Source organism: Terribacillus jepli, from assembly GCF_047228925.1.
In the GTDB taxonomy this organism is placed as follows: Bacteria; Bacillota; Bacilli; order Bacillales; family Amphibacillaceae; genus Terribacillus.
In genome coordinates this window covers 46,481-65,676 of the sequence record NZ_JBFEGH010000003.1, presented here as the reverse complement: position 1 = coordinate 65,676, position 19,196 = coordinate 46,481, and the positions used below count along the sequence as shown (strand labels likewise).

Sequence of the window (19,196 nt, the reverse complement as noted above, 5' to 3'; positions counted from 1 at the left end):
ACAAATAAAAAAAACCCTTCAAAAAGGGATTTTCAAGTAATTTATATGAAATTATTTTGACATTAGTTTTATCGTGTATGTGCTAATAAACGGCTGATCGCTCCGCTTGCAGGTTCCGGCAAATCAAGCATAAGCGCCTGCTTTAAGTACGAGGTATCTGTTAAACCATTGCTGTGAAAATAGTCTTCCATCAAAGCTCGCTTCTTTTCCTTGCCTGGCAGCAGCCAATACATAACATACCAAGCTTCCATACTGCCAAGCGGCAGCAAGCCTTCCTTTGTTTGTTCCGTGACAGCAATGAATGGCATCCGAATAACATTTGTTTCATATAGAACAGCAAAGTCAGTCATCAAATCCACATCCACGCCATCTGACATCTCGAAGGTTGTGCAAGCCCTCGTCAAAAAGCGACCTTGGGCAGGCTTGTCTTCGTATTTTACTGCGCTTTCTTGAAGCACTTGCTTCGCTTCGGCAAACAGCTCTCTTTCTACTACTATATCGACATCATTCGGAACTACTGGAAGTTCTTTTAGGTACAAAAGCAGCGAACCGCCGATGGAATAGGAAATATCACGAGCTTCCAGCAGTTCTAATACCGGTCTAAAATGCAATGGATCGCCTTCTTTCCATTGGATTACAGATCTTTGATATACCACACATCACATGCATAATGCTCCGTTTGGCTTAATGGTTTGTCCATCTGCTGGAATCCCTTTTTTAAATAAAAACGGTTTGCAGCAGTCATATTGCTTAATGTTTCCAGATAGCAGCGGCTATAGTGCTGGCTGGCAAAAGTAAGGGCTATCTGTAATAAATCATGAGCTATTCCTGTTCCTCGAGTTTCTTTTGCTGCATACATTTTTTGCAGCTCACAAACGTATTTGTTTCCTCCTTTCCTTTCTTACGAATATGCGGTTCAAAAGGTTTCCTACAGCTTCTTTACCAGATAGTATTGGGTACAGCCAACAGGATGATCTTCCACTTTCCCGAACACTTTGTAACCATACTTTTGATAGAAAGCGGGTGCCTGGAAGCTGAAGCTATCCAATTTGATAAGTCTGGCACCTTTTTGTTTGGCAAAATTCTCAGCTTCGGACAACAACTTTGCGCCAATACCTTCTTTCCGCATAGACTTCTCCACCCAAAGAAAATCGATATGCAGATGCTGCCAATAATACGTACAGGTGATACCTCCGATGATATCCCCTGTATCATCACGCACTGTAAATGTAGCAGTTTCTTTATTATGTCGCTGAATAACGAAGGAATACTTCTAAATAAATAAACCGAACTTCAGAGCAAAATCTAATTTGATTTGCCCTGAAGTTCGGTTTTTCAATAAGCTAAATTACTTCTTGTCCCGTCCTCTTTCCAAACGTTTTCGCTGCTAGAACTCATTAGAATTCGGATCTTTGTTATAATTTTGGTTAACTTTACCTTTGTTAATTATCGCGAAATATTAAAATTCTTTAATTAGTGGTGTTGTGCCTGCACTATTACATACTTTTAAATATAGCTTTATTTTAGTACATAACTTTAACCTTGTAAGTATTTAGACTATCTAATTCTTCTACAGATAAGGGTTGATCAAGAATGATATAGTCTATGTCTGAACAACTTAAACTTTGGTTTAAGTATTTCTGATTTAACTTATCATGCGTGACCATTAACACTAATTCTTTTGATCGTTTTCGAAATGACTGCTTTATAAGTGCCTCTCCTTCTGTTGTTTCGCTAGTTCCTAAAGAAAAATCAAACCCTCTGCATGAAACAAATGCAAGATCAACATGATAGGTTAATGCATCATTAAACGCCCTAGAGCCATTAACTGTGAATCGTTTGGGAGCAATTGAGCCACCAAGGATATTAACATCCGCCGAAGTATATTCAGTTAATAAACTTGCGGTTATGACACCATTTGTTATAACCTTTAAACCTTTGAATTTATGTAAATGATTAACCAAATGAAGGACTGTAGTGCTGGAATCTATGAACAGACTCATATCATCTTGTATTAATTCCAAAGCAAGCTTGGCTATCTTTTCCTTTTCTTTTTCTTCATTAAATTTATCGACCTTCATAAGATATGGTATATCGATCTTATGACGATCGATAATTACGGCACCGCCGCGTGTTCTACGAATCAATCCTTTGTTTTGTAACTCTATTAAGTCTCTTTTAATTGTAGCTTCACTATAATTAAGTAGATCCATTAAATCACTTGTCTTTATAAAGTTTTCTGATTTTAAGTAATTGATTATTTTATCTTGTCTCTCTTTTTGAATAGAAGTTGGCATTTAAATTCCTCCATTGTAGAAGAGGCATGGATGAATTATACCCATACCTCCTGGACCAATTTAATACAAATCAGCCTTGCCCAATGTATTTAATACATGTAACTTCTGCCGCACTACACTTTTAACCTTCTCATTTGGCTGCATATACACTTGGTTCGGTTCATAGATATCAGAATCTTCAGTCAATACTCTGCGTATTTCTTTAAAAAATACACTCTTTAAATCGGAGGATAAGTTTACCTTAGATACTCCATAATCAACAGATGCTCTTACTTCTGAGTCAGGATTACCAGATCCGCCGTGTAAAACGAAAGGAATGTCAATTCGTTCATACAATTCTTTTAGTAGCGGAAGATTCAGTTTAGGTATCACATCTTTGGGATATAATCCGTGTGACGTTCCTATTGCAACTGCTAAAGTGTCAATGTTAGTTCTCTCCACAAAATCTACGGCTTGATCCGGATCTGTATAAATAAAAGATTCAGCTCCCCCTTCATACGAACCATTGTTTCCAATCGTACCCAGTTCCGCTTCAACAGATACACCGACCGCGTGAGCTAAATCTACTACTTTCTTAGTAATTTTTATGTTGTCCTCATAATCAGAACTCGATGCATCAATCATAACGGATGTGTATCCATTTTTTATAGCCCTCATTACATCATAAACACTGCCTCCATGATCGAGATGAATAACGACAGGAATTTTACTATGCAACGCATATTCTTTCACAGCTGCAATAAAGAAATCACCTAAATATTCAATTTCATTAGGGTGTATTTCAATTATTACAGGTGAGCGCTGTGCTTCGACTTCCTCCATAATAGCTTTTAACATATCAAAACTACAAATATTAAAAGCGGGTACAGCAAACTTATTCTCCTTAGCCACTTTTAACAGATCTTTCATTGTATATAACATTATTTATGCGATACCTTCTTTCTCTGATTGAGTTTTATTTGTTTTTTCTTCTTTTGCTATCACTGGTTTCTTTAGCAGTCCAACCGTAATTGCTGTGACGAATGATCCTGCTATTAAGGAAAGAATATACATTGGTAAATTATTTATAACATTAGGTATAAACATGACCCATATTCCTCCATGCGGAGCCATGGATGTCACTCCTGCTGACATCGATATAGCAGCAGCAACAGCTGAACCTGCCATCAAACTAGGAATTACTCTCAGTGGATCAGCTACCGCGAACGGTATGGCACCCTCTGTAATATAAGAGGCACCTAATACCCAACAAGATTTACCAGACGTCTTCTCCTCTTTGTTGAATTTATGTTTAAATAAAACAGTCGCTAATGCCAGACCTAATGGCGGTGTCATTCCCGCTATCATACATGCGGCTACTGGCGCATTAACTCCTGCTGACATTAAACCGACAGAAAATGTCGAGATGGATTTGTTAATAGGTCCCCCCATATCAGCTGCCATCATCAAACCAATCAGCAACCCAAACATCAGACCAGATGTTGTACCGAGCCCATTCAAAAATGCTGTCAACGTACTTAAAAGCCACGAAATTGGAGTATCAATTAAAAATACCATAGACATACCAACTATTGTGATTGCCACTAAAGGAACCGCTATGAGTTGGTATATCGCTTGAACGGATTTTTTCATATTTATTTTATTTGCCAGGATATCAGTAACGTATCCTGCTAAAATACCACCTATCATACCGCCTAAAAACCCAGATCCTCCAGCTATAGCCAAAGTACCCGCAGTCAATCCAGGAGCAAATCCTGCTCTTCCAGCAATAGAAGATGCTATTCCAGCAGCTAAAGCAGGAATCATTAATGCAAATGCAGTATCTCCACCTATTTTTGATAAAGCTCCAGCTATTACATTATAACTATCACTATCAGGATCCGATGCCTCAATTCCAAAGGCAAAGCTCAGTGCAATTAAGATACCTCCTGCGATAACAAAAGGTAGCATGTAATTCACGCCGCTCATGAAATGATTATATAGGCTCTTCTTATTTACTTGCTTATTTTCGTTTTTACTACTCTCATTATAAATAAAGGTACCTATGCCATTTATTGCCTCATCTATAACTTTATCGGATTCTTTTATAGCTCTTGAGGTAGAGACTTTCTTAATCTTTTTACCAGCGAATTTATCCATGTCAACATCCTTGTCAATTGCTAAAATGATAACATCCGCTTCTTCTATCTCTTGTGAGGATAAAACATTTTCAGTCTTGGCTCCCTGGGTTTCAAATTTTGCTTCATGCCCTTTCTTTTCTGCAGTTATTTGAAGTTTTTCAGCAGCCATATAGGTATGAGCAATTCCTGTAGGACAAGAAGTCACCCCAACAATTTTCATTTTATTACCCTCCCAGATTCGTTAATATAAGTTGTAATTCTTCTCCATTTTTCGCTTTTTTAAGTTCAGACCTTATCTGCTCATTCATTAATTTCCTAGCTAGAAAGCTAAGTGTATCTAAGTGCAAATCATTCGCTTTTTCTGGAACTGCAATCATGAATACACATTCCACCAATGATCCATCTAGTGCATGATAGTCATTTAACCCACTAGTATGAGCGAAAGCAATCACTGGTTGTTTGACCACTTTACTTTTTGCATGGGGAATGCCAATCCCATCTTCAATACCAGTTGATGATTCCTTCTCCCTTTTTTCCAGATCCTTAATAAATCTTTTCTTATTTGTTAGATATCCATTTCTTTCAAGGGTTTCAGCCAGACAAGTAAATAATTCCTTTTTAGTTTGAATGCCACAGTTAAAAACAAAATTACGCTTATCCAACATAGACGTGAAGTCCATCTCACTCCTCCTCACTAATTTGAAAGCGCTTTCTTTATTGGATTTGATATTACCACTGTGAACTATTTAATTCAATACAATGAACGATAGTTGACATTATGGCTTTTTTGGATTGATTAAGTTCATCAATTTGCATGAAATCGATCAATTATTGAAGCGATAGATTGACCTATTAAACATAAAAAAACGTTCTTCAATACGAAAAACGGCATTTGATGTTAAATATATCCAATGCATATCTTTAATGTATAAAAGATTTACTTTGTTCATGTAAGACTTCTAGACTAATTAAAAAAGCGCACTGCTCAAGCAGTGCGTTAATAGTACTTAATTGGCTTTCTTGTATGTTTTTGTCTCGGTTTTTGTTTCTGTTACATTTGCAAATTGGTTTCCGTCCCGTTTGACCATTTTCATCCAAGATGAAAAACATCCAATAACACAAACTACCGCGAACACAATCAACAGATAAATCATTTGTGCACCTCACATAGTCATTTGACTATGATTATGTCATGGATCTGCACAGCGGGAAAGTGTTTGTGACTTTATTCACAAATCTTTCAAATTTACCGGACACATTCTTGTCACATCAGCCGCTGATTTTAACCAAGTACCTGCCTCGGGCATTTCCTTCCAATAATTTCGGCAATGCTTCCGGCAATTGGTCCAGCGTCAATTCTTCGATTACGAAGCGCTCTAAATCACCTGGTTTGAAAGCAGTAGCCAGCTGCATCCAAATCTTTTCACGCGTTGGTTTCGGACAATAAACCGAATCGATTCCAAGTAAGTTGATACCGCGCAGGATGAATGGATAGACAGTCGTTGGCACGTTGCCTCCAGCTGTCAAACCGCTTACAGCAGCAGATCCGTTATACTTAAGCTGGCTGAGGACTGATGCTAGCGGCTCTCCGCCTACTGGATCGACTGCCGCTGCCCATCTCTGGCTGGCAAGCTGCTTGAGGTTTCCATCATACACTTCATCCCGGGAAATGATTCGGTCAGCTCCGAGTTCTTTCAGATAATCCTCTTCCTCCTGTTTGCCGGTACTAGCTTCGACCTCGAAACCAAGCTTGGAAAGAATCGCTACTGCAAAACTCCCGACTCCACCTGTTGCGCCGGTAACGAGCACCGGGCCGTTCTCTTTATCAAGACCATTTTCCAATAAGCGTTGAACTGAAAGTGCAGCCGTAAAACCTGCAGTACCCATGATCATTGCTTCCCTTGTGGTCATTCCTGCCGGCAGCGGTACAATAAAATCTGCAGGCACCTTGGCGTACTCGCTATAACCCCCGTGACGGGAAACTCCGATTTCATAGCTCGTTGCAATGACATGATCACCTTGCTTGAAGCGCTCATCTTCAGAAGACACAACTTCTCCAGCCAAATCGATTCCCGGAACGATCGGGTAAGACTTGACTACATTTCCATTTGGTATCGTCGCCAGACTATCCTTATAGTTGACACCAGAATAATGTACCTTGATCAATACTTCTCCAGCCGGCAATTGATCGACTGTCAGGTCTTTCATTTGTACAGAAAAATCTTCTCCTTGCTTTTCTGCAACTAATGCTCTGAATGATCCTTTCATTTGCAAAACCCCTCCTACTATATATCCTATACTAATCTTTTTCATATTCAGACACAATTTATGCGCATTTGATCCAGAATCATTTTCTTATACCCTTTCTATATCTCAAACAAAACGGTAGATATTCTTTTGAATTCTTGTCAAGTAATATGGAAAGACATAGTGCAGTATGATATAATCTCGTGGTCTATCAGTGAAGAAACTAATACTTGAAGGGGGTTATCAGATGAAACAGATTAAGAAGCACTTCCTCAGAGACCTGGTATTCCTCATAGCCGGTTCCTTTCTGTTCGCTCTGGCAGTGAACATTTTTGCCATCCCGAGTGAGCTAGGCGAAGGCGGTGTGACAGGTATCACTATCATCTTGTTCTATGCACTGGGCTGGGCGCCGAGTATCATGAACCTGATCCTGAATGGGCTTTTGCTCATTATAGGATATCGATTTCTCGATAAACAAACCGTTTTCTATACACTTATTGTAATCCTATTGAACTCTTCCTTCCTTCATTTAACCGAGAGCTGGGAGATTGCTTCAGACCAAGTACTTGTGAACGCAGTCTTCGGCGGCGTATTTGCCGGTGTCGGGATCGGGCTTATACTAAAAGTCGGCGGAACGACAGCAGGAACTGCGATCCTTGCCAAGCTGGCGAATAAGTATCTGGACTGGAATACAAGCTTTGCCTTACTGTTCTTCGATTTGATCGTCGTGGCAGCCTCATGGTTCATCATCGGCACAGAGAAACTTCTCATTACCGTGATCATGCTTTACATTGCCACTAAAGTGATGGAATTCGTCATTGAAGGATTGAATCCGAAGAAAGCAGTCTTCATCATTTCCAATCAAAAAGATACAATTGCCAAAACGATATCGACGCAACTTGACAGAGGTGTCACACTGCTGGAAGGACGTGGGTATTATACGCAGAACCAGAAAGAGATATTGTATGTTGTCATCAATAAACAGGAATTGCTTCCATTGAAGAAAATTGTCCGCTCTATCGATACAAAAGCATTCATCACGTTGTACGACGTACGCGATGTATTTGGTGAAGGATTCATGGATATTACAAAATGAATAGAAGCGTACCCAAGATTAGAGTGTACCCTATAGAGTAGATACTAATAAAGTCTACCTATAGGGTACTTTTGTGTATAATGGGGACAAATTCATTATGTACGGAGATGAGAAATAAAGAGCAAACAACTATTCGGCGAGAAAGATATACAGAAACTGCATGCTAATCCACATGTCAAGTCCGTCACATCCAAAGCCATCACTTATACCGATGCATTCAAACGACTATTCATCACAGAAAATGTGAAAGGGAAATTTCCTGGAATTTTAAAAGATGACCCCTGTTTCATACAGGGACCATCCTACAGAAAGCTGCCTAGTCTTTTTTTATCATGTCCTTTACATAGGGTACACATTATTACGAATCATATAGCCATCAAATTCCTAATCCAAAACTAAATAATATTACTGCCAGAATGACTGCAGCCAACGGAACACATACTGTCATTGCTCCAAATGCCGGATATGCATCACGGTGCGTCTCCCCGGCAATAGCGAGCCAAAGCATTGGGCTGGTAATTCAGCTCTTCAGCAGCCTTCATTACTTTTTTCCGTGTTTTCTCTGATACACTGGCACCTGGCGTGAAAACCCTGGATACCGTCGACTGTGATACATTTGCCAGTTTAGCAACTTCGATAGCAGATATTATTCTTTTTTCCATATCCATGCCCCATATCTTTACTTGTTGTTTCGTTTTCTAAATCATTTGTTCTATTTTCTTGGCAAGACCATTCGGATAAACGGATAAACACCACCATTGGTAAACTGGTCAAATTGCTCTGTCCGTTGAAAACCGACCCGTTCATAGACAGTGATTGCTCGCTTATTGAAAGCGGCTACGCTAAGTGAAACCCTCTCAGGTTGATACATTTCATCAACTGCTTCCACCAAAAATGAAACAAAGGACTGTCCCAATCCTTGACCTGTTAAATCAGGCCGAATCCCGAATCCGATTTCCGCTTCCTCTTTTTCATACGTCACTGATACGAAGCCGATGAGCTCTTTCTCCTGTTGAACAGCAAAAACATTGCCTTCTCGCTCCTTAGGATCAAGGAATTCATCCATATCCTCTTCATCTTGATCCATATCATAAAAGCTGTAATCCCCATCATATTTCCAATTGTTCGCAATCGATTCTGCCTGTGATTGTGTCATTGGCACTATTTGGTACATGGTCATTCACGCTCCTTCCGTGCTGCCTGCCATTCTGCCATGACCGCCTGCTTACGCTTTCGGTTGTATGTGCGAAATACTAGATAGGTACCGATCACCAAACCTATCACTATCAGCAGGATAAGTGCGATGATCGCAACGGTGTAAAAGGATAAGGCAGTCATAGATGATGCTCCTCTTATATTAATTAATTCCATTATAGATAGAAAACCTGCAGTAAACCAAGTACAACTTTGATAAGTTTTTCTTGCCTTAGTCTTTTTAGCCATTTTTGCAGCTAATATTTTGATTTTTATGTCGCACTTGACCTGGAGTGAACTCCAGCTTATATAATCACTTTAGTGTATTCAAACGAAAGGTGATGTACATGCAGCAAACTTATACATTGAAAGAACTTACGCAGTCATGTGGTGTTAGTGAAGATACCGTCCGTTATTATGAAAAAATGAATCTCCTTCCCCCTGTCTCACGAAAAAGCAATGGTCATAGAGTTTTTCATGAAATCCACCGGGAAACGCTGCTGATGATCAAGTGTTTAAAAAAGACGGGAATGAGTCTCGAGGAATTGCGGCCCATCCTCTTGCTCCAATTGAACAATAATGATGTGTCCGATCAAGAGTGGGAAGAAAAACTTACTGCTTATCAAGCCAAGATAAAGAAACAGCAAGCAGATTTGCAAGTGATATGGGAACTGATAGAAGAAAAAAGAATAAACGGCGTTAAATTGGGGCACTTTCAATAAATTTTCCTTTACTACTTGACCTGGTGTAAACACCGGCTTGTAGGATGAACTTAAAGTAAGCCCGTCACCGGCTGCTTTAAAAACATGAAAAGAGGAAAATGATATGCGTAATCAAGCAACAATCGGCAAGACAGGATTAACGGCTTTCAAAATGGGGTTCGGCGCCGGCGTTGTCGGCAATGAAATGATGTATCCAAAGATGGATGATGAAAAGAGCCGACAACTATTGGAAGCAGTTTTGGACGGGCAATTTGAAATGATAGACACGGCATATATATACGGCCAAGGGAAATCCGAGGAATTGATTGGTGAGATGATTCAAAAAAGAGGCGCCCGGGATAAACTGATCCTTTCCACAAAGGTCTCTCCCAACCCAGAATTCATAGATGGCAAATTGCAGGTCGATAACAGCTCGAAAGCACTGCGTCTTGCTGTGGAGGACAGTTTAAAAAGGCTGCAAACAGATTATATCGACATTTTGTATCTTCATTTCCCTTATAGCTCCACACCTTTGGCTGAGTCAGCTGCTGCACTTGCTGATATGAAGAAAGAAGGAAAAATAAAGACTATTGGTGCTTCCAATCTGGATTATCAGCAAATACAAGCATTCAACCAATCAGACGATTTGAACGTACTTCAAACGGAATATTCTTTATTAGCCCGCCACGCGGAAAAGGAGATCATCCCGTATTGCCTTGAGAGAGATATTTCCGTCATCCCATTCTTCCCTTTGGCTTCCGGTTTATTGGCTGGTAAGTATCGCAAGGATCAAGTATTTACCGATACATCTCGAATGAACAATCCCATGTTCCAAGGAAAGGTGTACCAGGATAACGTCGATCGTGTCGAACAATTTAAGTTATTTGCTGAAAAGAAAAATGCCCAGCCTGCTCAAATCGCGCTTGCCTGGCTGCTTACCCGTCCTGGCGTTGACTTGATCATACCCGGCGCCACTAGTCCGGATCAGCTTGCCAGCAACTTAAAAGCATTGGATATTCACCTTACAGCTGCAGAGCATGAGGAATTAAATACAATTTTCGAGAAGCCCAACAGGTAACAGAGACCCGAAATCACAAAAACCCGGCAATCAGCCGGGTTTTGATCACTTATTCACTTTTTCTTCCGCTCGCTTTATCTCTTCTTCAGTCGGTGTGATTGTATTTGCCACCCATTCTTCGCGGTACGCATGATCCAATGCACTCAAGCCTTTTTCTTCTTCGTCGGTTTTGGCATCCGGGCTCGGCAGCTTGTCCTCCCGCTCTTTATCCTGCAGATTCGAACCTGTCACCTTTTGATCATCGTTCTTCTTGCGTTTCAAATAAGAAAAGGTACCTGCTGCTGCGGCTAGTGCAACTGTTCCTCCTGCGATCCATCCGATATTTTTCTTCATTGTTACTTCCCTCCACTCATTTGTGTTCGGTTGTGCTCTCGTTATATATTCCTTGTTTGCGCTTGCTTCAAACTATCAAGCTTCCTGCTTCAGTTCAAACTCGACAAGATTCTCCCCAAGGACACTGAGTGTGATATGGTTGTCACTCATGTTGATATAGCCATATTTAGAGCTCGATGTATCTGTGATACTCTGCCTGAGATTACCTGGTACTTTTCGCTCGCCATTCTTATAGCATGTATAGATATGATCGATCGTCACATCAGGTATATGCAGGACATTTTTCAAATAGTAGACTGCCACTGTATTGAACTTGATATTGGAATTCACTTCATATCGCTCCAGGAAATCACGGAATGGTTCCACCCCGCTCTTGCCCAGGAGATCCAAGTCTTTCACCATGCTATAGGAGTCTTTGTTCCGGCGAATCGGACGCTTTTTGATGGATTGAACTCGATTGGGATCGACGACCGATATATGCTGTACCGTCTCTGGTTCCGGTTCTTCCACAGCCGCTGCTTCAAAGACATGCTCCCCGAGATAGCTCTTTACCATGATATCGAAAACCTTGCCTTGCAGATTCTCCGGGAACTTTTGTATTACTGTCGATATACGTTCCATTTCCACTACTAATTCCTCGTAAGAAGTCGTCATGATTCCCCTCCCATAGCCTTTTTCTATTTGTTTCTCCATTATTCACACTATTTCCTGCATGCATTTCAATTTTTTCTATATTGAAAGATTTCTATAGTCACCATTCCACAATCCTTATCTTTTCACACCTTCTTTACTTAAAGCTTTTCTATGTAAGAAAAAGAGCAGTCATTGCTCTTCTCCTCCTGATTCTTCAGCTGCTTTTTGCTTATCCCATAGCCGGAAAAATGGGTAGTAAATCAGAAACGATAGGGCAAGAATGATAACCTGTAATATTGCCCCCGATATACTGCCTGTAATCAGATATCCTTGTAAAATCGGCGGCATTGTCCAAGGAGGTACGATTCCGATTGGTTTTGCAACCAGACCCCAGTCCATGGCCAAATACGTAATCAGTACCGAGATAAGCGGTGTCACGATGAAGGGGACGATCAATAGCGGGTTCATGACGATAGGCATCCCGAACAATACCGGCTCATTGATATTGAAAATACCCGGTCCGATACTCAACCTACCGAGCTGTTTCATTTGCTGGCTTTTCGCGAACAATAACATTGCCAGCACCAGTCCAAGCGTCGTACCAGAACCCCCGATGAAGACGATATCATTGATTTCATTCGTAACGATATGCTGCACTGGTTCGCCCAGCTCAAAGGATTTAGCATTCTCAGCTGTCAATGTCAGCCAAATCGGCCCTGTCACCGCTCCGACAATTGTCGCTCCGTGCAAACCAGTGCTCCATAGCAAAGTAATCAACAGGAAAATGATCATTGTACCAACAAGACTCGTTCCGATTGATGTGAGCGGTTTTTGCAGCAGTACCGTGATGACATTATGAATGCTGCCGAAAGAACCGACATTCTCGACCAACAGACGAATCATCCAGATTGCGATGATGGCAAAAAATCCTGGTATCAACGCAGTAAAGGAGCGTGCAACTGCTGGCGGTACGCCATCTGGCAGCTTGATGACCAAATTTCGCTGTACAATCAATCGATATATCTCTGTACATAATAGTGCAATCAGCATCCCGACGAACAAGCCCTTGCTTGTGAACATTGCCGTTTGATAAGCTGTCTCGGTGATATTGGCGCCTTCTGGTGTCTTGCCGATTATATAAGTCACATATGGTGTACCTACAAAGAATGCGGATAAAGATACAGCTCCAGCCGCAAGCGGATCCACTTTGTATGATTCAGCCAGACGGTAGCCTATCCCAAAGACTGCAATCAGAGTCATCAATTCAAACGTGCCGCGATACGGATAAAGCAAGCTTTCCTTTAGCTGGGGCCGATCAGCCAGGAAGTCCATATATGACTGAATCGGGAAATTAGCAAGTATCAAAAAGAATGAGCCGATGATGATAAGCGGCATCGATAAAATAAGGCCATCACGAAGTGCATTCAAGTGGCGCTGCTGTGCCACCTTTGCCGCAGCAGGCATAACTTTTTCCTCCAGTAATCGATTCACTTTACTCATGACTGTACCCCCTCAACGGATTTACAGTAGTTTATGTAAACGCTTACAAATAGGAAGTGATATTTCCCGCCCAATTATTACCTGCCGCATAAACTCCCGTTTAGTGGGGTACAACATGCTGCGTTTTTTAAAAATAAAAGCAAAAAAAGCCAGGAATCAATTCCCAGCTTTTTTACGATCTAAGATTATCATCCAGAATTAATTCTTTTGTATAGGTATGGAAAAGGCAGTTTTATATACCTCAAGAATTAACTCTTTTGTACATGGACGTGGGTTGCCTCCTGTACACACATCTGCCATTGCAGCGTCTGCTAAAGCATCTAGATCTTCTTCTTTGACACCAATTTCGTCCAATGATTGAGGAATGTTTAGATCAATAGATAATTGACGAACAGCTTCGATTGCAGCCGTACGATATTCGTCTTGCGTCATATCGTCAACCCCTTCAATCCCCATAGCACGCGCGATTTCCTTGAACTTTTCACCAGTATGATCTTTGTTGAATTCCATTACATATGGAAGTAATACGGCATTGGCTATACCGTGAGGCGTATTATAGAATGCACCTAGTGGATGGGCCATACCATGAACTACACCAAGACCGACATTAGAGAAAGCCATACCTGTCATGTATTGACCGAGAGCCATATCTTCGCGTCCTTTGGGATCATTATTGACAGCATCCCGAAGTGAACGGGAAATCAATTCAATTGCCTTTAAGTTTAACGTATCAGCAAGCTCCCAAGCAGCTTGTGTAGTATACCCTTCGATAGCATGCGTCAGTGCGTCCATCCCAGTGGCAGCAGACAATCCATGCGGCATGGAGGACATCATATTGGGATCAACGACTGCAACGACCGGGATATCATGCGGGTCGACACAAACGAACTTACGGCGTTTCTCTTCATCCGTAATAACATAATTGATCGTAGTTTCAGCAGCTGTCCCCGCCGTTGTAGCAACAGCAATCATCGGAACTGCTTTGTTTTTAGTTGGGGCCGTGCCTTCCAAGGAAACAACATCAGCAAATTCTGGGTTATTGATGATAATCCCGATGCCTTTACCAGTATCCTGTGGGGAACCTCCGCCTATAGCGATAATATAGTCAGCACCAGCCTTCTTGAAGGCTTCCACACCAGCTTTCACGATAGCAACACTTGGATTGGCTTTCACTTGGTCAAAGATTTCGTAAGGCAGGGTAGCGTCATCTAGTAAATCAGTTACCTTTTTCACAACACCAAATTTAACTAAATCAGCGTCAGTAACAATCAAAGCTTTTTGAAATCTACGATTCTTAACTTCACCGACGATTTCATTGATAGCTCCAGCACCATGATAACTAGTCTCATTCAAGATAAAACGATAAGCCATTTTCTATGACCTCCATTTTTCATTTTTTAAGAAACTGGTCAATTCCTTGTAGTTGCTTTCATATTGCTATGTGCATTGGCCTCTCGTACTTCCTCCGCCATATGGGTAAGTATATTAACTATATGTGATTTTTCTAAAGGGGAATAAGATTTGGGAGACCGTGATTCTTGCCGAAGATGGAGATGTTGCGTTAATAAAACACTATTTCTTTTCTTGATTATATTGAAGATAGACAACATGCGTTTGCAAGTACTCTTCCAGCCCATGTTTTCCATCTGCGCCACCGATACCGGATTTCTTCCATCCAGCATGGAAACCTTGTATTGCTTCAAAGTTTTCACGATTGACATATGTCTCCCCGAATTCCAATTCCTTGCTTGCACGCATCGTTACATCAAGGTTTTGTGTATAGATGGAAGACGTCAGACCGAATTCACAATCATTTGCCAATTTCAGCGCATCGTCTAAATCCTTAAATGTGGCAATAGGAAGGACAGGCCCAAAGATTTCTTGCTGCATAATATTCATCTCATTATTTACATCTACGAGAACAGTTGGTTCATAGAAATACCCTTGATCTCTCGCAGCACGCTTACCGCCCGTCAGTAATTTGGCCCCATCAGCTATTGCTTCTTGCAACATTTGATCTACAGATTCCAGCGCATCTTTACTGATAAGCGGTCCCATATCGATATCTCCATCAACTAATGGGTCACCATACCTTACTTCTTTCATTGCATTTGTCACTTTTGTGATAAACTCCTCGGCAATGCTTTCATGCACATACACACGTTCGGTGCAGTTACATACTTGTCCTGTATTAATGATGCGGGAATCGATGACAGAACGTACCGCCAAATCGAGATCAGCATCATCCATCACAATGGCAGGAGCCTTTCCTCCCAATTCCAAGGATACTTTTGTAATATTATCGGCCGCAGCACGCATAACAGCAGCTCCAGCGTTATAGCTCCCTGTCAGACTGACCATACCTATATCTTCATGTTTCGCCAGCTCTTGACCAATCGTACGCCCACTGCCGGTCACGATATTGATGACACCTTTTGGCAAACCAACTTTTTCAACGATTTTTGCGAACTCCAATGCATTGTTAGGGGACAAGTCACTTGGCTTCAAGACGATTGTATTCCCTGTGACCAAAGCCGGAGCCGCTTTGCGAGCAATCAGGAAAAACGGGAAATTCCATGGTAAAATACCAGCGATCACTCCGATAGGTTCTTTGTGAACAAAAATCTGTTCATTCGGACGGTCACTTTGGACGATTTCCCCTTCATAGCGTCTGGCCCAGCCAGCCATATAATCAATATAATCCGCTGTAAAGTTTACCTCAGTTTTAGCCAGAGCCAGCGTTTTACCCATTTCCTCTGAAATCGTTCTTGCCAGGATAGCTTCATTGTTACGAATCTCTTTGGAAATCTCCAGTAAGTAATTCCCTCTTTCTACAGCAGGGAGCTTCTTCCATTCTTTTTGTGCTCGCTTAGCAGAGTCAATGGCTTGTCGTACATCTGCTATCGTTCCTCTGGGAATCTCTGAAATAATCTCCTCCGTTGCTGGATTGACAACGTTTATTGTCTCCTGGGAGCTAGAATCCACAAATTCCCCATCTATGAACATTTGATACTTTTTAGAAGTAACCTCCATAATTCTTCTCCTTTCTACTTTCATGTAGTCGGAAATTACGTTTAAGTAATTTCCTGTCTTTTCACATGCTGCGAATTTGCCCGGGATGTAAGCGTTATCATTTTTCTTCAAACTACAACTCTTCTTTTGGTAGTCCAATGAAATCATTAACTCACACATAAACTATCTTTAACCTTTGTCAACCACCTTTCTTCTTATTCACTTGACATCCAGTCATCATACGACCTGATGTGTAAGATAATGCTATTTAAACATTCATTTGATATAATTGTCAATCTAATTGTTTATTTTTTCAGAAAGTTAATATTTACACGAATGCGCAAAGCTTCGAAATATATGTAACTCTTGAGAAAAGAGAAAGTGTTTGTCATCCAGTGGTGCGATCAACCAAATCAGGTGTATATCCCAGGAAATAATCAAACAAGAACCGTTCATCACCCAGATGAACGGTTCTTCCTTTTAAACTGTGAATTCTATTCCAATTTCTTTGGATCGCTTACCAATTGCTGAATGATCCCCTGCATCAGTTTGTCTCGGGTTGCAGCCATGCTGCTTACGTCAAATACCTCATCCAATTGATCATTTGATCGTTCATTTTTCAGCTCTTTTACTTCATTATGGATCATTTCCATCTTCTCATCCAGTGCTGCGGCGGAATTGGCCGCTTCCTTTAATTCATTCGCCAGCCTGTTTGGTATTTCCTTATCGTATTTGTAGTAGATCTTATGCTCCAGACTGGCCCAGAAATCCATCGCTATTGTCCTGATTTGAATTTCCACACATACTTTCTCTTCCCTGTCAGACAAAAATACCGGTACTTTCACAATCAAATGCAGACTCTGATAACCGTTTGGTTTCGGGTCCTTTATATAATCTTTCCGTTCTATAAGCTCAATATCTTTTTGTTTCTGGATCATTTCGCCTAATGCATAGATATCCGATTTGAAAGAACAAATGATCCTGATACCAGCGATATCTTTGATATTATCTTTTATATTATTTAAGGAAAATTCTATATTCTTCTTATAAATCTTCTTCAGGATACTTTCTGGAGATTTTAATCGCGAACTGCAATGTTCAATCGGATTATAATCATGAATATAAGAAAATTCGTCTTTTAGGATGTTGATTTTCGTATTCACTTCATCCAAGGCAAACTTGTAAACGGCAGTGAATCTTGTCAGTTCTGTTCTCATTTGCTTAAGCTGCGTCAGATTCTCTTGTGTCAATGGTTGCATCATCTGATTTTCCCTTCTGATCTGCAATGATAATTTATAATTCTTTCATCTACTCAGTTTACCAATTCTTCGTTTACAAAAAAAGAAACGTCCCCTAAAAGAACGTCTCTTTCTTTACACTCAGCTTGTTTTTCTCTCTTTTTCTTTCTCATGAAGGAGTGCTTCCCCTTCAACATCAATATTCGGTAAGATCTTATCGAGCCATTTCGGCATATACCATGCTGCTTTCCCCATCAAGGACATGATAGCCGGAACAATCGTCATCCGAACAACGAATGCATCGAATAGGACACCAAATGTCAGTGCCATTCCGATAGATTTGATCATCGCATCAGGCGTCACCATGAATCCGACGAATACCGACATCATGATCAATCCTGCTGCCACCACGACTTTACCGCTATCACGCATACCAGCAAGTATCGCTTCTTTTGGATCTTTCGTTTGGGAATAGACTTCCCGCATCCGGCTGACCAGGAATACTTCATAGTCCATTGCCAGACCGAATAGGATACCAATCGCAATGATCGGCAGGAAGGCTAGAATCGGACTTTCACCCGGGAATCCAAACAGATTGATCATATTGCCATCCTGGATGACGAACGTGACGAAACCTAATGTTGCCCCGATGGAAAGCAGGAAGCCCAGTACCGCTTTAAGCGGCAGAAGGATCGACCTCGAAGACAGCTTTAAAATAAGCAGACAATATACAATAAAATGGAAAAACGAGAAAGGATGGAACCCTTTCTCGTTTTTCTATTCCTACTACATCAGTAATGACCAATTCATCCTACGACTATTCCGCCCCATTCCTCTTTAAACGATTGATATCTTTACGGGGAGGAAAACCAAATAGCCTGGCGTATTCCCTGCTGAATTGGGACGCACTTTCATATCCTACATGAAGGGCAGCTTCCATTATGTCTGCATCTTCATACAACAAAAGCTGACGAGCCTCTTGCAGCCTTATTTGTTTTTGAAATTGAATCGGACTCATTGCCGTCACTTCCCTAAAATGCCGGTGGAATGTCGAAACACTCATCCCTGCAATATCAGCTAGCTCCTCTATACGGAAGGATTGATTAAACTCTCTCCTGATATGGTCGATCACATCCCGGATACGCTGTGTATTGCTCCCTTGGATAGCCATCTGTCCCAAAGCACTGCCATGTTTTCCTTGCAAAACACGGTAGAGAATCTCCTTTTTGATCAAAGGCGCAAGCACGGGGATATCTTCCGGTGATTCAAGCAGGCTAGTCAGCCGTACAGCAACATCCAATATAGGACGCTCGACTTCACTCACATACATACCACGCTTCGGATCCTCTGCTGTACTGAACTGCAAAGCACCTTCCTCCATCACCTCTAATATTTCTGCTGGTGTAAATTCCATTTTCATTGCCAAGTACGGGGCATAATCAGACGCTTCCAAAATCTGACCGGAAACCGGCAAATCCACCGAAGCTACCAAATAATGATTGGGGCCATAAAGTAAGCGCTCCCCGCCTAACAGTAGTTCTTTCTCTCCTTGCACGATAATACACACAGAAGGTTTGTAGACACTGTGTACAGGCCCGTAAGCAGTTGAATGCTGGATGAAAAACAGGGAAGGAATGCTAGTCTCACAGATTCCCTCTTTCGGGGCGAAGCGCTTGATCGCTTCGGCAAGTGTCGATTGCTTATCTGAAGTTGCTTTTATCATAAAACCTCCACCTTCTCCACGTCT

At 41.2% G+C, this 19,196-nt stretch carries 20 protein-coding genes and 2 pseudogenes; 3 read left to right on the top strand and 19 right to left on the bottom strand.

Going from position 1 to position 19,196, the window contains the following annotated elements; genetic code table 11:
- Positions 1-68 precede the first annotated feature (68 nt).
- The 8 genes and pseudogenes from AB1K91_RS04500 to AB1K91_RS04465 form a co-directional block, all read right to left on the bottom strand.
- The gene (locus tag AB1K91_RS04500; RefSeq protein WP_413088501.1) at positions 69-611 is read right to left on the bottom strand and encodes a nucleotidyltransferase family protein; all 543 of its coding nucleotides are present in this window, start codon (positions 609-611) and stop codon (positions 69-71) included.
- Between the two features lie 23 nt (positions 612-634).
- Positions 635-871, bottom strand: a pseudogene (locus AB1K91_RS04495) (GNAT family N-acetyltransferase); the annotation flags it as partial.
- Between the two features lie 57 nt (positions 872-928).
- Positions 929-1,258, bottom strand: coding sequence for a GNAT family N-acetyltransferase (locus AB1K91_RS04490; protein WP_413088830.1), 330 nt, complete (start codon positions 1,256-1,258; stop codon positions 929-931).
- Positions 1,259-1,523: 265 nt separating this feature from the next.
- Positions 1,524-2,297: a DeoR/GlpR family DNA-binding transcription regulator gene (locus AB1K91_RS04485; RefSeq protein WP_413088500.1), complete on the bottom strand. Its 774-nt coding sequence runs from the start codon at positions 2,295-2,297 to the stop codon at positions 1,524-1,526.
- Positions 2,298-2,357: 60 nt separating this feature from the next.
- Entirely contained in the window at positions 2,358-3,218 is an 861-nt protein-coding gene (locus AB1K91_RS04480; protein ID WP_413088498.1) for a ketose-bisphosphate aldolase, read from the bottom strand.
- A gap of 3 nt (positions 3,219-3,221) precedes the next feature.
- Complete coding sequence (locus AB1K91_RS04475) at positions 3,222-4,637, bottom strand: PTS fructose transporter subunit IIC (RefSeq protein ID WP_413088496.1); 1,416 nt, start codon at positions 4,635-4,637, stop codon at positions 3,222-3,224.
- A gap of 4 nt (positions 4,638-4,641) precedes the next feature.
- Positions 4,642-5,097: a PTS sugar transporter subunit IIA gene (locus AB1K91_RS04470; protein WP_413088495.1), complete on the bottom strand. Its 456-nt coding sequence runs from the start codon at positions 5,095-5,097 to the stop codon at positions 4,642-4,644.
- Positions 5,098-5,686: 589 nt separating this feature from the next.
- Positions 5,687-6,685 (bottom strand): acrylyl-CoA reductase family protein, encoded by a 999-nt coding sequence (locus AB1K91_RS04465; RefSeq protein ID WP_413088494.1) that lies wholly within the window; start codon positions 6,683-6,685, stop codon positions 5,687-5,689.
- Between the two features lie 226 nt (positions 6,686-6,911).
- Between AB1K91_RS04465 and AB1K91_RS04460 the strand changes: the two genes are divergently transcribed.
- Entirely contained in the window at positions 6,912-7,760 is an 849-nt protein-coding gene (locus tag AB1K91_RS04460; RefSeq protein WP_413088492.1) for a YitT family protein, read from the top strand.
- 470 nt (positions 7,761-8,230) lie between these two features.
- On the opposite strand, the gene AB1K91_RS04455 is transcribed toward AB1K91_RS04460, so the two are convergent.
- Genes AB1K91_RS04455 through AB1K91_RS04445 form a run of 3 tightly spaced genes read right to left on the bottom strand, consistent with a single transcriptional unit; the run spans position 8,231 to position 9,098 of the window.
- Positions 8,231-8,422, bottom strand: coding sequence for a LacI family DNA-binding transcriptional regulator (locus AB1K91_RS04455; protein ID WP_413088490.1), 192 nt, complete (start codon positions 8,420-8,422; stop codon positions 8,231-8,233).
- A gap of 50 nt (positions 8,423-8,472) precedes the next feature.
- Positions 8,473-8,934, bottom strand: coding sequence for a GNAT family N-acetyltransferase (locus AB1K91_RS04450; protein ID WP_413088488.1), 462 nt, complete (start codon positions 8,932-8,934; stop codon positions 8,473-8,475).
- A gap of 2 nt (positions 8,935-8,936) precedes the next feature.
- Positions 8,937-9,098 carry a hypothetical protein gene (locus tag AB1K91_RS04445; protein WP_413088486.1) on the bottom strand — a complete coding sequence of 54 codons (162 nt, stop codon included), beginning with the start codon at positions 9,096-9,098 and terminating at the stop codon, positions 8,937-8,939.
- 203 nt (positions 9,099-9,301) lie between these two features.
- On the opposite strand from AB1K91_RS04445, the gene AB1K91_RS04440 reads away from it, so the two are divergent.
- Both AB1K91_RS04440 and AB1K91_RS04435 read left to right on the top strand, forming a co-directional pair.
- Entirely contained in the window at positions 9,302-9,676 is a 375-nt protein-coding gene (locus AB1K91_RS04440; RefSeq protein WP_413088484.1) for a MerR family transcriptional regulator, read from the top strand.
- A 103-nt stretch (positions 9,677-9,779) separates the two neighbouring features.
- Positions 9,780-10,733, top strand: a complete 954-nt coding sequence (locus AB1K91_RS04435) for an aldo/keto reductase (protein ID WP_413088482.1) — start codon at positions 9,780-9,782, stop codon at positions 10,731-10,733.
- A gap of 45 nt (positions 10,734-10,778) precedes the next feature.
- Here the strand turns inward: AB1K91_RS04435 and AB1K91_RS04430 are convergent, their stop codons facing one another.
- From AB1K91_RS04430 to AB1K91_RS04395, 8 genes and pseudogenes are all read right to left on the bottom strand, one after another.
- Entirely contained in the window at positions 10,779-11,066 is a 288-nt protein-coding gene (locus tag AB1K91_RS04430; RefSeq protein ID WP_413088480.1) for a hypothetical protein, read from the bottom strand.
- A 75-nt stretch (positions 11,067-11,141) separates the two neighbouring features.
- Positions 11,142-11,720, bottom strand: coding sequence for a hypothetical protein (locus tag AB1K91_RS04425; protein WP_413088478.1), 579 nt, complete (start codon positions 11,718-11,720; stop codon positions 11,142-11,144).
- A gap of 168 nt (positions 11,721-11,888) precedes the next feature.
- Entirely contained in the window at positions 11,889-13,199 is a 1,311-nt protein-coding gene (celB, locus tag AB1K91_RS04420; protein WP_413088476.1) for a PTS cellobiose transporter subunit IIC, read from the bottom strand.
- Between the two features lie 198 nt (positions 13,200-13,397).
- Positions 13,398-14,570 carry a lactaldehyde reductase gene (gene fucO, locus AB1K91_RS04415; RefSeq protein ID WP_413088474.1) on the bottom strand — a complete coding sequence of 391 codons (1,173 nt, stop codon included), beginning with the start codon at positions 14,568-14,570 and terminating at the stop codon, positions 13,398-13,400.
- A 201-nt stretch (positions 14,571-14,771) separates the two neighbouring features.
- The gene (aldA, locus tag AB1K91_RS04410) at positions 14,772-16,232 is read right to left on the bottom strand and encodes an aldehyde dehydrogenase (protein WP_413088472.1); all 1,461 of its coding nucleotides are present in this window, start codon (positions 16,230-16,232) and stop codon (positions 14,772-14,774) included.
- 473 nt (positions 16,233-16,705) lie between these two features.
- The gene (locus AB1K91_RS04405; RefSeq protein ID WP_413088829.1) at positions 16,706-17,470 is read right to left on the bottom strand and encodes a GTP pyrophosphokinase; all 765 of its coding nucleotides are present in this window, start codon (positions 17,468-17,470) and stop codon (positions 16,706-16,708) included.
- Positions 17,471-17,590: 120 nt separating this feature from the next.
- Positions 17,591-18,178 (bottom strand): annotated as a pseudogene (locus AB1K91_RS04400) (MMPL family transporter); the annotation flags it as partial.
- 88 nt (positions 18,179-18,266) lie between these two features.
- Positions 18,267-19,172 carry an AraC family transcriptional regulator gene (locus AB1K91_RS04395; protein ID WP_413088470.1) on the bottom strand — a complete coding sequence of 302 codons (906 nt, stop codon included), beginning with the start codon at positions 19,170-19,172 and terminating at the stop codon, positions 18,267-18,269.
- Between the last annotated feature and the right edge of the window lie 24 nt (positions 19,173-19,196).